The organism is Rheinheimera sp. UJ63, assembly GCF_021568285.1.
GTDB classification, from domain to species: Bacteria; Pseudomonadota; Gammaproteobacteria; order Enterobacterales; family Alteromonadaceae; genus Alishewanella; species Alishewanella maricola.
In genome coordinates, this window is record NZ_JAKGTQ010000002.1 from 97,442 (window position 1) to 112,224 (window position 14,783).

At 46.2% G+C, this 14,783-nt stretch carries 7 protein-coding genes; 4 read left to right on the forward strand and 3 right to left on the reverse strand.

Going from position 1 to position 14,783, the window contains the following annotated elements; translation table 11 throughout:
* Positions 1–25: 25 nt before the first annotated feature.
* Entirely contained in the window at positions 26–1,015 is a 990-nt protein-coding gene (sohB, locus tag L1N97_RS06530) for a protease SohB (protein WP_236129224.1), read from the forward strand.
* A gap of 3 nt (positions 1,016–1,018) precedes the next feature.
* Positions 1,019–1,687 carry a thiopurine S-methyltransferase gene (locus L1N97_RS06535; RefSeq protein WP_236129225.1) on the forward strand — a complete coding sequence of 223 codons (669 nt, stop codon included), beginning with the start codon at positions 1,019–1,021 and terminating at the stop codon, positions 1,685–1,687.
* A 47-nt stretch (positions 1,688–1,734) separates the two neighbouring features.
* Here L1N97_RS06535 and L1N97_RS06540 read toward each other — a convergent pair whose 3' ends face one another.
* Positions 1,735–3,075, reverse strand: a complete 1,341-nt coding sequence (locus tag L1N97_RS06540; RefSeq protein ID WP_229587836.1) for a dicarboxylate/amino acid:cation symporter — start codon at positions 3,073–3,075, stop codon at positions 1,735–1,737.
* A 165-nt stretch (positions 3,076–3,240) separates the two neighbouring features.
* Here L1N97_RS06540 and L1N97_RS06545 point away from each other — a divergent pair, with 165 nt between their 5' ends.
* Positions 3,241–9,504 carry a hypothetical protein gene (locus L1N97_RS06545; protein WP_236129226.1) on the forward strand — a complete coding sequence of 2,088 codons (6,264 nt, stop codon included), beginning with the start codon at positions 3,241–3,243 and terminating at the stop codon, positions 9,502–9,504.
* Positions 9,505–9,596: 92 nt separating this feature from the next.
* Here the strand turns inward: L1N97_RS06545 and astB are convergent, their stop codons facing one another.
* The gene (gene astB / locus L1N97_RS06550; RefSeq protein ID WP_236129227.1) at positions 9,597–10,937 is read right to left on the reverse strand and encodes an N-succinylarginine dihydrolase; all 1,341 of its coding nucleotides are present in this window, start codon (positions 10,935–10,937) and stop codon (positions 9,597–9,599) included.
* 224 nt (positions 10,938–11,161) lie between these two features.
* Between astB and topA the strand changes: the two genes are divergently transcribed.
* Positions 11,162–13,747, forward strand: coding sequence for a type I DNA topoisomerase (gene topA, locus L1N97_RS06555; RefSeq protein ID WP_236129228.1), 2,586 nt, complete (start codon positions 11,162–11,164; stop codon positions 13,745–13,747).
* Between the two features lie 74 nt (positions 13,748–13,821).
* On the opposite strand, the gene L1N97_RS06560 is transcribed toward topA, so the two are convergent.
* On the reverse strand, positions 13,822–14,586 hold the full coding sequence (locus L1N97_RS06560) for a hypothetical protein (RefSeq protein ID WP_229584569.1): 765 nt from the start codon (positions 14,584–14,586) through the stop codon (positions 13,822–13,824).
* Between the last annotated feature and the right edge of the window lie 197 nt (positions 14,587–14,783).

Genomic DNA, 14,783 nt, shown 5'->3' on the forward strand with positions numbered 1-14,783 from the left:
ATTATTCATTGTAAGGAGACAGGCTTTGGCATTTTTGTATGAATACGGTATTTTTCTGGCGAAGGTTGCCACCTTAGTGGTGGCGTTTGCGATTGTGGTGGCCATTATGGCAGGCGCTGCGATGAAAACACGTCAACGTAAAGGTCAGTTGTCTATCACGGATCTCAGTGAAGCGTATCAGCACAATCAGCAACTGTTACAACAGCAACTGATGGATAAAAAAGCCTTCAAGAAATGGCAAAAAGCCCAATCAGCAGAAAAGAAACAACCGCAGCCAACACTCTTTGTCATTGATTTTAATGGCAGTATGGATGCGAAAGAAACCGATGCGTTACGCGAAGAAATCAGCGCCATTTTGGCAGTAGCCACCACAAAAGACGAGGTGTTGTTAAAGCTTGAAAGTGGCGGTGGTGTGGTGCATGGTTATGGTTTAGCCGCCTCGCAGTTAGACAGACTTAAGCAGCAAAAGATCCCACTCACTATAGCCGTGGATAAAGTAGCCGCAAGCGGTGGCTATATGATGGCCTGCGTGGCCGATAAACTACTGGCGGCTCCTTTTGCGATTATTGGCTCTATAGGTGTGATTGCACAAATACCTAATTTCAATAAATTATTAAAGAAAAACGATGTTGATTTTGAACAGTTCACCGCGGGTGAATTCAAGCGCACCGTCACCTTGTTTGGTGAAAATACCGCAAAAGGCCGTGAAAAATTTCAGCAAGAATTAGAAGAAACCCATGTGCTATTTAAAGACTTTGTCAGCCAGCAGCGGCCAGTGCTGGATATCGACAAAGTGGCTACGGGAGAGCATTGGTTTGGCTATCAAGCCCTTGCTTTAGCATTGGTAGATCAATTGCAAACCAGTGATGATTACTTGTGTAGTATGTTTGCCCAGCGAAAAGTACTACAGGTGAAGTTTCAATTGAAAAAAGGCTTGGCAGATAAATTGGGCGCAGGTGGTGCGAGCTTCGCTAGTGGCATCTGGCAAAATCTGCAACAACGCCGTTGGTGGTAACACATGGACGCAGCATTTTGGCAGGCGTGTTGGCAACAAAATAAACTCGGCTTTCAATTAGCACAACCGCATCCACTGTTGCAGCGTTGGTTGCCGCAGATCTTGGCCGAGCAGCCTAGGCTAACTGAAATCGTGGTTCCGTTGTGTGGTAAAAGCCCTGATTTGCTATTTTGTCAGGCTTTGCGGCCGGTTCTGGGTATTGAGTTGTCGGATATCGCTTGTCATGCTTTTTTTGCTGAAAATCAGCTGGCGCATACTGTTACAACCGCACATCCATTAGCCGAGCAGGGCTTTATTCGTTTTCAAGCTGAGGCGTTACAACTATTACAAGGTGATTTCTTTCAACTGCCTGATAGTCGCGTTAACGCCAATAACCTTATCTACGATCGCGCAGCATTGATTGCGTTGCCTTTGGAAATGCGACAACGTTATGTTGAAAAATTAGATAACTGGTTAGAGCAGGGCGCAGTGTTGCTGCTGATCAGCTTAGAATACCCCGAGGAGGAAAAAGCGGGGCCACCTTTTAGTGTCACTAGCGCTGAGATAGAGCAGCACTTTGCAAAGCGACAGATCCAATTGCTAGAACAAGTGGATATTACGGGGCAAGGCTTTGCTCGGCGTCGTTTTGAAACATCACGTTTATGTGAAAAAGTGTATTTAGTTCAGGCATAAAGTTGGGGAAAAGCGCTACCCGCAGCAGCAGCGGGTAGCGCTAAACGTTAATCTCTTAAATGATGGAAATCGATGGTTTCTTCTTTCTCACCAGCGTTTGGATTGTTATAGATAGCTGCATTAAACTCTCCTTCGCTTTTAGCGACAACACAGGACACCATCGCATCACCGGTCACGTTTACTGCGGTGCGCGTCATATCCAGTAAGCGATCCACACCAATAATTAACGCGATACCTTCAACCGGTAAGCCTACTTGTTGTAATACCATCGCCAGCATGATTAAACCTACCCCCGGCACACCAGCCGTGCCGATTGAGGCCAAGGTCGCAGTTAAAATCACCATCAAGAAATCGCCAAGACTTAAATCGACGCCAAACACCTGAGCGATAAAGACAGTGGCAACACCCTGCATAATGGCAGTACCGTCCATATTGATAGTAGCGCCTAGTGGTACTGTGAATGAACTGATGCTGTTATTGACACCGAGCTTTTTATTGACCGTTTCCATGGTCACTGGCAGCGTGGCATTACTGCTTGAAGTACTAAAGCCAAATAACGCGGCATCGCGCATTTTCTTTAAAAAGATAATCGGGTTTAAACCCGTTAGTGACTTTAACAGCAAGGCATAAACCACAAACCCATGAAACAGTAATACAAAAAGCACTACGCCAAAGTATTTGACTAAGCTGCCGATAGTTTCTAAACCCAGCGTGGTAAAAAGTTTCGCCATCAGGAAAAACACACCATAGGGGGCTAAGTTCATGAGTAAAGTGACCAGCTTCATAATCACTTCATTAAAATCATTAAACTGTGCGGCAATCCGCTCACCCGGCTTGCCTGACAAGGCCACGGCTAGGCCAAATAACACGGCAAAAACGATTATTTGCAGCATATTGCCTGAAGCCATTGACTCTATTGGGTTACTTGGGAAGATATTGATAAAGACCTGCGCTAACGTTGGGGCAGAGCTAACATCAAAGGTTTGATCGCTTTGCATTTCCACACCCAAACCTGGGCCAGTTAACAAGGCTGCGCCAATCGCTAAGCTAATGGCGATAGCGGTGGTGATCATATATAAGCCGATGGCTTTACCACCTAAACGCCCAAGTTTAGAGGTGTCAGATAACGAGCAGGTTCCACAAACTAAGGACACAAATACCAACGGCACCACCAGCATTTTTAAGCTGGCAATAAATATTTCGCCGCCAACATGAAAAATACCGTCAACAAAAAAAGCTTTTAAGGGAATATCCAGACCAAGCAATGCCAAATTGCGCTCTTCGGCACCACCCAGTAAAAATTGAAAGAAGAAACCGACTGCAAGGCCAGCTACCATACCAATCACAATACGTAAGGTAAGACTGAGTTTTTTATTATTTGACGTCATATATAGTGGTTTTTTTGTTGTAATAAAGCACTAAGACTACCAGTTTGTGCCAGCTTTGGTCACTAGAGATAGAAATTTTTTTTAAATTAACCCTGCCAGCTGGATAATTAATGGTTTAAGATGCAAAATTAACAAAACTATAAAAGAAGTGCTAGGGAGAGTTTCATGTTAAACATCCGGCTGTTATGGATACTTTTTGTATGTTTGGGCTTGTCCGCTTGTGGTGGTGGTGGCACGCTCGAAAGTGGTGGTGGTAGTTCAGGTTCTGGTGGAACCGGCGCTACTGACACTTATACTTTGGCATTAACGTTGACTAATGCTGCAGGGCAAGAAGTCCGTCAAGTTTCCACTGCTGCGCCTGGTAAGCTTAGGGCAACGCTGAAAAAAAATAATCAACCCCTAGCCAATCAATTAGTTCGATTTACGTTAGATGGTAACGTTGGTCAGTTATCCCCAACTGAGGGAACGGCCAGAACCAATGAAAACGGTATAGCCGAAATTCAATTGCAAGCCGGTGAAACGGCAGGCTCTTCTCAAGTAACCGCTTCTTATCAGGCTTCTGAGTCTCAAACGGTTTCTTCTGCCCCTTATGTTTTCGATGCTGTGGTAACAGGTGGCTTGTCAGCCGAGCTTTCTGTGACGTTGTTAAAGCATGATGGCACTATTGCACGTTCGGTATCGCATTTTTCACCGGGCATTGCTGAAGCGCGTTTGCTGATCGATGGTCAGCCAGGTGCATTCCAACTTATTCAGTTTGAACTGGGTTCATTGGGTGTACTTAACCCTAATAATGGTTCAGCTATGACGGATGTTAATGGTATTGCGCGCATAGACGTAATTGCCGGTACAGAAGCTGGCGCAGGTACATTAACGGCGAGATTTGCTCCAACAACAACGCAAACCGTGAGTGCTAGTCCGTTTGTGTTTACTACAGCCGGAGATACACCTGTGCAAGGTGATGAAACCGCTTTTAGTATTAATCTTGCGATGACGAATCAAGCAGGTAATACAATTAACCAGATCTCTAACGCACAGCCCGGTATTGTTGTTGCCACCGTTAGGGATAGCTTAGGCCAACCGGTCGTCAATAAAGTCGTTTCTTTTGTTTCTTCTTTAGGCCGCATTCAACCCGCTTTTGGTACAGCATTAACCAATGAACTTGGTCAGGCGACGGTTACTCTTACTGCAGGCACGATTAGTGGCGCGGGCTCAATCGAAGCAAGCTACCAGGCAAAATCTCAAGATCTTGGCTTTACAAGTGCCGGTGATGAAGTTATCAGCCCTTATGTATTGTCTTTGAACCTCAAAGACACAGCGAATAACGATATTCGCACAGTTTCTAGAACTCAACCGGGTAAGATCCAAGCAACACTTACTCGTAATGGTTCAGCTGTTGTTGATCAGTTAGTCAGCTTTTCATTAAATTCAAATATTGGTCAGCTTTCACCGGTCAGTGGTACAGCAAGAACAGATGCTAATGGCGTAGCCGAACTCAGTCTTCTATCAGGCCAAGTTGCAGGTAGCGGTCAGATAAGTGCTGTGGTTACTATTGCCGGTGTCAATATTCAGGCATTGCCATTTGTTTTTGATTCACTGGGTGATGACCGGGTTGTCAGTTCTATTTCATTAAGTTTACTTGATACCACAGGCCAACTCGTTCGTGATGTGGCCTATGCAACACCTCGCAGCCTGCAAGCGGTCGTTACAGAAAATGGTACGCCAGTGGCGTTCCGTTTAGTGACGTTTAGCGTGGAAGGCGCAGGTGAGATTAATCCTACGACAGGTCGGGCAATGACCGACGCGAATGGTATTGCTCGGGTGGATTTACTGGCCGGTTTTGTTGCCAGTGCTGGTGAAGCGCAAGCGCGTTACACGAACAGCGAAGGCGCCGAGATTGTCTCTGATACCTTTACCTTTACTTCGGCGGGTGATACGCCGGTGCCAGGTACGTCACCAGACTTTGCGATTAGCTTAACGCTGACAAACAGTGCGGGTGCGCCCATCACCGAGATTTCGCAAGCGACACCGGGTGTGGTGCAAGCGACGGTTGTGGATAAAGATGGCCAGCCGGTCGTGAACAAGGTGGTGAGTTTCAGCAGTACGCTGGGACGTATCCAGCCGGCATTTGGTACAGCGTTAACAGATAGCAACGGTGTGGCGCAAGTACGCTTAACCGCCGGTACGGTAGAAGGTGCGGGTACGTTAACAGCGCGTTATCAAGGGGTAGAAGAGACACTGAGTTTCCGTACCCAAGGCAATGAGGGCGTGAGCTCTTATCTAATGACGTTAAATCTTGTGGACGCGGCAGGTGCAGCAACGCGTCAAGTATCGCGGGCAGCGCCGGGTCGCGTGCAAGTCACTTTAACGCAGAACGGCACGCCGGTAGCCGATCAACTTGTTAGTTTTAGTCTTTCATCTGCGGTGGGTGTGATTTCACCGGCCAGTGGTACAGCGCGTACCGATGTGAATGGTGTGGCGGAAGTGAGCTTATTAGCCGGTCAAGTGGCGGGTAGCGGTCAAGTCAATGCAGAGGTCGTGATTAATGGTGAGAGCTTATTAGCGCTGCCGTTTATCTTTGACTCACTGGGTGATGACACTGTAGTGAGTGCACTGACATTAAGCTTGCTGGATGCAGCAGGTGCAGCAGTTCGCGATGTAGCGTATGCCACCCCGCGTAAGTTAGAAGCGTTAGTGACCGAAAATGGTACGCCAGTGGCGTTCCGTTTAGTGACATTTAGCGTGGAAGGCGCAGGTGAGATTAATCCTACGACAGGTCGGGCAATGACCGACGCGAATGGTATTGCTCGGGTGGATTTACTGGCCGGTTTTGTTGCCAGTGCTGGTGAAGCGCAAGCGCGTTACACGAACAGCGAAGGCGCCGAGATTGTCTCTGATACCTTTACCTTTACTTCGGCGGGTGATACGCCGGTGCCAGGTACGTCACCAGACTTTGCGATTAGCTTAACGCTGACAAACAGTGCGGGTGCGCCCATCACCGAGATTTCGCAAGCGACACCGGGTGTGGTGCAGGCGACGGTTGTGGATAAAGATGGCCAACCGGTTGTAAACAAGGTGGTGAGTTTCAGCAGTACGCTGGGACGTATCCAGCCGGCATTTGGTACAGCGTTAACAGATAGCAATGGTGTGGCGCAAGTACGCTTAACCGCCGGTACGGTAGAAGGTGCGGGTACGTTAACAGCGCGTTATCAAGGGGTAGAAGAAACCATAAGTTTCTCTACGCTGGGTAATGAAGTGCTGAGCCAATATTTACTGACATTGACGATGCTTGATGGTGCTGGCAATCCTACTCGTAATGTAAGCAAAGATAATCAGGGTAATTTGCGTGCAACCTTGACCTTTGATGGCATTCCTTTAGAAAACCAGTTAATCACCTTTGAGCTAGCAAATAACGTAGGTGAAATCATTCCTTCAGTAGGTACTGCAAGAACAGACAGTAATGGCGTAGCGCAAATTACTCTGTTTGCTGGTGCTGTACCAGGAGCAGGTCTCGTTACTGCAACTTATCAAGCTGCGGATGAACAAGTCTTATCATTACCTTATGTGTTTGAGTCAAACGGTGATCAGTCTGCTGAAACCAGCATTACTGCTGAATTGGTAGAAGCATCAACGGATACTGTTGTCAGAGATGTTGATTTTGCTAACCCTCGTCGCGTTAAAGTCACGTTGACTCAAGGCGGAGTAGCTGCAGCTTTCAAATTGATTACGGTTGAGTCTCGTTTTGTTGGTGTGATTAATCCATCTTCAGGACGTGCGATGACAGATGCTACAGGTGTGGCTTACCTAGACTTGCTTGCTGGCAACACGGCGGGTGCAGGTGAGATTGTGGCTCGGTTTGAAACAACGGGTGGCGTGACCATAACGAGCGACGCCTTTACGTTTACGAGTGCTGGTGATACGCCGCTACCGGGTGACTCTCCTGACTTTACTGTTGAATTACGGCTTGTTTCCAGTGTGTCAGGAACTGACACCAGTGAAATCAGTGCGGCTAACGGTGGTCAGGTTATCGCAACCGTTCGCGATAAAGATGCTAACCCGGTTGTTAATAAAGTTGTAAGCTTTAGTTCTTCTTTAGGCAGTTTACGTCCATCTACGGGTACCGCGTTAACTAATGCGCTCGGCGAGGCCAGAATTAGTTTGGTTGCAGGTACAGCAGAGGGTGCCGGTACAGTAACGGCACAATATGAAGCGGTAACATCGTCGATTGGTTTCTATACTCGTGGTGATGAGGTTGATCCTAATCAGGTTAATGCCACTGTAAACTTCAGGCTATTAACAAGCTGCCCGAGTGATTTCAGAACTAACCGTGATCCTAATAACTGTATTGAGACCACCAGCATTTCTGCAGAACAGCCAGGTATCTTGTACATTGAAGTGCTGCGTGAAGGTGCGAGTACGCCATTAGCGCAAACTTTAGTGTCAGCGACTACTACGTTAGGTTCTATCAGTCCGAGAACTGGCACAGCAATTACGGATGCAAACGGTATTGCCTTGTTAGATTTAGTGGCGGGTAGAGATGTGGGCGCGGGTGAAGTTTCCGTTACCGCACTTGCGACAACACGGACTAAAGCATTTGAAATTGGTGCGGTAGATGTCGATATTGTGGTGTCATCAAGCTTAGCGGTAGGTGATACCTTAGCGGCGGGTTCAACAACCTTGATCTCTGTTGATATCTCAAGAAACGGTCAACCCTATATTCCGCCATTGGGAGTAGAATTTACCTCTGGTTGTGTACAAGCCGGTTTAGCGGTAATGGATCAATCTGTTACCAGTATTGGTGGTGTTGCCCGTTCAACTTACAGAGCATCTGGCTGTGTAGGTGGTGACTTAATTACCGCGACGGTTATCACCGGTGGTAATACGGTCAGTGGTACTGTGGTAGTGGATGTTTCTGAAGCGGCTATTGGATCGTTAGAGTTCTTAGATGTGTCTGCACCTATTATTGCCCTTAAAGGCACTGGTGGTGCAAACCGTACTGAAACCTCTATCGTACGTTTCCGCTTGATTGATGAAAACGGCAGCCCAGTAGCAGGTCGACAAGTTGACTTCACTCTTGCAACGGCTTTAGGTGGGTTAGAATTAGCTCAAGCTAATGGCTTCACTAACGGCGATGGTATCGTGCAGACTGTGGTACGTTCGGGTATTGTACCTACACCAACCCGAGTTATCGCTAGAAGTGAGCAAACGGTTACTAGTGGTACTGTCGTTGTCACTGCGCCTTCTGATGTGTTGACGGTCAGCACAGGGTTGGCAGATCAAAATAGCTTTTCTGTTGCGCGTTCTGCATTCAACGTGCACGCGCTAGACTTTGATGGCAATGAAGTAGATTTAACCGTGTCGTTAGCGGATCACTTTAATAATCCAGTGCCTGATGGTACGGCAGTCAACTTTATCACTGAAGGCGGTTCAGTGGAGTCAAGCTGTACCACAACCAATGGTCGTTGTGCGGTGAAATGGCGTAGTCAAAATCCAAGACCGTTTACTACCGGTTTTGCCAATACTATTGTCGCTAAGTGTGACGGTGGTAAGCCATGTCCGTTGGGTATTGTTAGAAATGACACTGTGACTTTTGATCAACCATTAGGTGGCAGAGCGACGATATTGGCTTATTCAATTGGTGAAGAATCATTTGCTGACCTAAATGGTAATGGTCGTTTTGATACGGGTGAATATGTTGCAGCCTATGATTTAACCGAAGCTTATATTGATAACAACGAAGATGGTCAATTCCGTGGCGGCAGCTGTGACGATACGGCAAACCCTTGTTCACCAGCAACGCCGGAAGGGGATCAATTTGAAGAGTTTATTGACTTCAATAATGACACCTTATTCAACGCGGCGAATGGTCAATACAATGGTCTATTGTGTCGTCAGGAAGATGCGGATGCAGGCTTATGTACTCGTCAGTTAGTCAATGTGTTCCAAAACCAAGAAATTGTGATGTCTGGAGCAGAAGCGTTCTTCCGTTTAACGACATATGCAGCTGATTGTTCTGTAATTAATGGTGTTACTGCTACTCCTGTTAGGGTGAATAGTGATCCGTTAAGTCCAGAAGTTTTAGAGGTTCAATCTGACCCAACAAGTCGGAAATTATGTGAAGTTTCAGCAATCGATCTATCTTCAGGAGCTGCGCCTTCAGTTTCTTTAAGATTGTTTATTTCTGATATTTACAATAATCCAATGCCTTTAGGTACAACGGTGGCGTTAAGTGCAGATAATGGTGTGTTCGTGGGTGCTGATTCATATACCTTCCCGAACACCACCAGCAGAGTGCCTGTTAGCATTTCTTTTGGTTTAACTAGAGAACCAGCTACAGGTAATGAAAAGCTTGATGGTTTCTTAACCATTAGCGTGACATCACCTTCTGGTTTAGTCAGCTCGCTTTCAGTGCCTGTCCGTGATGACAGATAAAAGAGCGTAAAACTAAAAAGGAGCCTTAACGGCTCCTTTTTTATTTGTTATTTAAAATAGTTAAAAATTTAACTCAGTTAAACGCTGAACGATTATCGCTGAAAGCTATACACCGAACCCAACTTAAGTAATTGCGTCAATTCATCCAAGGCAGTGCGTGATTCGATGATGAGTTGTGGATCGGCTAAATCAGCTTCTGATAACCGATCACGGTAATGTTTATCAACCCAGCTATTAAGGTTAGCAAATAAGCTATCGTTCATCATCACTGCAGGGTTAACCGCTTGACGTTCTTGCTCGTTCAATACCACTCTTAAACGCAAGCAAGCAGGGCCACCACCATTTTGCATGCTTTGCTTCACATCAAAATAATGTACGTTTTTAATCGGGGTATTTTGCTGGCACAAGTCAGTAAGGTAACGATACACGCCAGCATGCTCTTGGCATTCTGTTGGCGCGATAATCACCATTTCTCCCGACGGCAGATTAATCAATTGGGTGTTAAATAAATAAGTACGGATGGCATCAGCCACCGAGACCTGTTGATTTTTGACTTCGATAAAGTGCAGCTGGGCATCACCAGGAAACTTTTGTTTGATCTCTTGTAAGCTGGCCGCTGTATTCAAAAAAGCTTGCTCATGAAAAAACAGCACGTTACGGTTACCAACGGCGATAACATCATTATGAAATACGCCCTGATCAATCACCTCAGGGTTTTGCTGCATAAAGACGGTGTTAGCCTCGGTTAGCCTGTGTAAACGTGCTACAGCTTGACTGGCTTCGATTGTTTGCCTAGCTGGATAGCGCTGTGGTGCCGGTTTACTTTGATTAAAGGCATAACGGCCATACACAAAGAGTTCAAGTCCGCTTTGCCCATAGTCACTGCACAGACGTGTATGATTAGCCGCGCCTTCATCGCCAAAGTGCTCATTATCAGGTAAATGCAGATGATGCGCGAAGTGCTTATTGTCACTGAACATCGCTTGCAGGATACGACCGGTGGTCGTTGGTTCAAGTGAACGATGAAATTTGTTCGTCAGGTTTGCTGGGGTAAAGTGAATTTTTTTATCTGGCGTATCGCCGCTGGGTGAAACGGTTGCTGCGTTGGCGGTCCACATACTGGATGCAGAACACACTGCGCGGTAAATTTCAGGTGCCTTTGCGGCGGCGTCTTGCATAACTTGTGCATCACTGCCACTAAAACCTAAGCGGCGTAGCATGCCCAAATCGGGACGTTCTTGCGGTGCAAGCACCCCTTGAACCATGCCAAGGTCATGTAATGCCTTCATTTTTTGCAAGCCCTGTTTAGCAGCTTGTTTGGGGCTTGAATGATTTTTGGCATTGTTTAAAGACGCCACATTGCCAACTGATAAACCGGCATAATTGTGCGTCGGGCCCACGAGCCCATCGAAATTTGCTTCATAAGCTTGCATAGTTTTTCTTATCCTTTGTTAGTTGCGGTGCTGTTTTTGTTATTTTTACGACCGCGAGATGTTATGCTTCATTTTTTGCTGAGTGACAGGCCTTATCGCAGAATAATTGTGGCCTATTTGCATAATAATCAGTTTAGACACTTGTCACAACAGCGGTTTGCGGATATACGTTTAAAAAAGGGCACCACAAAATGGTGCTGTAATAGGGGATCTCTGGGTTTAAAATGGCGAAATCACTGGTAATAGTCGAATCACCGGCAAAAGCAAAAACCATTAATAAGTATCTGGGCAATGACTTTATCGTCAAGTCTAGCGTGGGTCATATTCGGGATCTACCTACGAGCAGTAGCAAAGATAAAGCTAAGGCTACCGATAAAACGCTTAGTAAAGACGAAAAGGCCTACCAAGCTCTGGTTGATCGAATGGGTATTGATCCCGAGCATGGCTGGAAAGCACGCTACGAAATTTTGCCTGGCAAAGAAAAGGTCGTGAAAGAGCTAAAAACGCTGGCTGATAAAGCCGACATCGTTTATCTCGCAACAGACTTAGACCGTGAGGGAGAGGCCATTGCATGGCATCTTCGTGAAATTATCGGTGGCGAAGAAAGTAAGTTTAAACGCGTGGTGTTTAATGAAATAACAAAAAACGCCATTACTCAAGCCTTTGAGCAGCCAGGTCGGCTTAATGTTGACCAAGTTGATGCCCAACAAGCTCGACGTTTTCTTGATCGCGTTGTCGGCTTTATGGTTTCACCGCTGTTATGGAAAAAGGTCGCCCGTGGTTTATCTGCTGGCCGTGTGCAGTCAGTGGCTGTGCGCTTGGTGGTTGAACGCGAGCGTGAAATTAAAGCCTTTGTTCCAGAAGAGTATTGGAGCATTGACGCTGACACCATTACGGCTTCTAAACAAGCCTTACAATTAGCGGTCAGCAAATATCAGGGCAAAACGTTCTCGGCGGTAAACAAAGCGCAAGCGGATCAAGCCCTGTCGTTATTAAATAAAGCCCAGTATCAGGTTTTAGATCGGGAAGATAAGCCCAGTAGCAGCAAACCTCAAGCGCCGTTTATTACCTCGACATTGCAGCAGGCGGCCAGTACGCGGCTGGGTTATGGTGTGAAAAAAACCATGATGTTAGCGCAGCGGCTATACGAAGGCGGGCATATTACTTATATGCGTACCGATTCGACCAATTTAAGCACAGAAGCTGTGGCGAATTGTCGTGATTATATCGAGCAAAAATTTGGTAAAGCCTACCTCCCTGCCGATCCTATCAGTTATGGTAGTAAAGCGAATGCTCAAGAAGCGCACGAAGCTGTACGTCCTTCTGAAGTCACGGTGCTGGCGTCTGATCTCACTGATATGGAAGCCGATGCCAGAAAATTATATGAGCTGATCTGGCGGCAATTTGTTGCCTGCCAAATGCCTGCAGCACAATACGACGTGACCAACATTACCGTTGCAGCGGGAGATTTTGAATTAAAAGCCAAAGGGCGCGTGCTACGTTTTGATGGTTGGACTAAAGTTCAGCCGGCGATGAAACGCAAAGGCGATGAAGATAATGAGTTACCGGATGTGCGCACCGGTGAACAACTTACTTTAAAAGAACTGCACGGTGCGCAGCACTTTACTAAGCCGCCCGCGCGTTTTAGTGAAGCCAGTTTAGTTAAAGAGTTAGAAAAACGCGGTATTGGCCGGCCATCGACTTATGCTGCGATTATTTCGACCATTCAAGATCGTGGCTATGTTCGGGTAGAGAATAAACGCTTTTATGCTGAAAAAATGGGTGAAATCGTTACCGATCGTTTAGTTGAAAACTTTGATGATCTGATGAATTACGACTTTACCGCCAACATGGAAGTGAAACTCGATGATATTGCCAAAGGGCAGTTAAGTTGGCGTAAAACGCTTGATCAGTTCTATCAAGGTTTTACCGGTAAACTGAAAACCGCTGAACTTGACCCAGAAGAGGGTGGGATGCGGGTGAATCAGTTCGTCTTAACCGATATTGAATGTCCTACCTGTGGTCGTAAAATGGGTATTCGTACCGCATCTACAGGGGTGTTCTTAGGATGCTCAGGCTATAACTTGCCACCAAAAGAGCGCTGCACCACGACGATGAATTTAGTCTCGGGTGAAGAAGCGGTTAATGTCACTGACGATGAACTTGAAACGGAAGTGCTTCGCCAGAAGAAACGTTGTAGCAAATGCGGTACAGCTATGGACAGCTACTTGATTGACGAGCAGCGTAAATTGCATGTCTGTGGTAATAACCCTGAGTGTGATGGTTATCAGGTTGAGGCCGGGCAGTTTAAACTGAAAGGCTATGAAGGCCCTGAAATTGAATGTGATAAATGTGGCGCGCAAATGCAGCTCAAATCGGGCCGTTTTGGTAAATATTTCGGTTGTACCAATACAGACTGTAAAAACACCCGAAAATTATTACGCAGCGGTGAAGCGGCGCCACCAAAAGAAGATCCTGTTCATTTACCTGAATTAAAGTGCGAAAAGTCGGATACGTACTTTGTGTTGCGCGATGGTGCGGCCGGTTTATTTTTAGCCGCGGCAACCTTTCCGAAATCACGCGAAACCCGAGCGCCGCTAGTGAGTGAGCTTAAAACATTCCGTGAGCGTATTTCACCGAAGTTTTATTACTTGGCTGATGCGCCTGCTAACGATAAAGCTGGTAACCCTGCTATTGTTCGCTGGAGTCGTAAGACTAAGCAGCAATATGTGATGACGGAACATGAAGGCAAAGCCACCGGTTGGGCGGCATGGTATGAAAATGGTCGCTGGGTTGTCACAGAGAAATAAGCTTTAGATGCTTTGCCTTATAACATGGGCACTAAAACGTTAGATGGATAAGCGCAAATGGTAAGGCCTTGGCCTTACCATTTCTTTTTGGGAGCAAATAGCTCATCGAGATCTTTGTTATCTTTATCGCTACGTTCTGCGATGTCTTTGGCATTACCGCTTTTTAACTCTGCCGTGATCTCAGCTAACTGCTGCTGCGCTTCGGCTTGGCGCTGACTCACATAGTCGTTTTGATGATTGGTTGCTGCGAGTAGTTTTAATGCTTTTTCATAGTATTGCCGAGACGAGCCCATCATCTTATTGGTGCGGGCACTCTTACCGCGCTTAATTTGTGTCTCGACAGTAATACGTAATTGCAACAGATCAAGTCGTGCGTCCTCGTCTACCACCAATTGCGTTTCCACTTTCCCTCGAGCGTGCTCTGCTCTTAGCATGGTTCTGAGCTTTTTAATGGCTTTGAACATGGCGATACATTGCTGATCATCATCAGGTAGGCTGATATTATCTGCAACAGCCCCCGTATTATTTTTCAATTCTTCGATGCGGTTTTCAGTATCTTCTAGGCGCTGGCGTAAGTCCCGCTGCTCGGGTTCGAGCTGTTTCATGGCTTTTAACAAATAGCTGACCCGGCGCATCAGCATTAAGGAAATACCGTTAGACATCGGCACATTCGTAGAGTTAAACAAAATTTCTTCTGTTTCTTCTAATGCATGACGCAATTTAGTGAATTCAGCACGTTTTAAGTTTTGAATTTTCTCTTTATGCTGCTGCACCACATTGACTGTAATGGCGATAATCACCAGTGCTAAGATTAGCGTGATGATTAGGGAAAATACCATCGATACCTCTGCCTTCTATTTTTCGGTGCGATAAGCCGCAGCGTTGCCTGCGTAGTGATAAGTCTACGCGTCATTTTTCCGCTCAGCTTTACAAAATCAACTTTAGACTAGCAAAAATCGCACCATAAGCCAGCTATTTTTAGCCAGCAACCTCGACTATTTGCTAAAACAAAATGTTATAGATAGTGCTATTATAC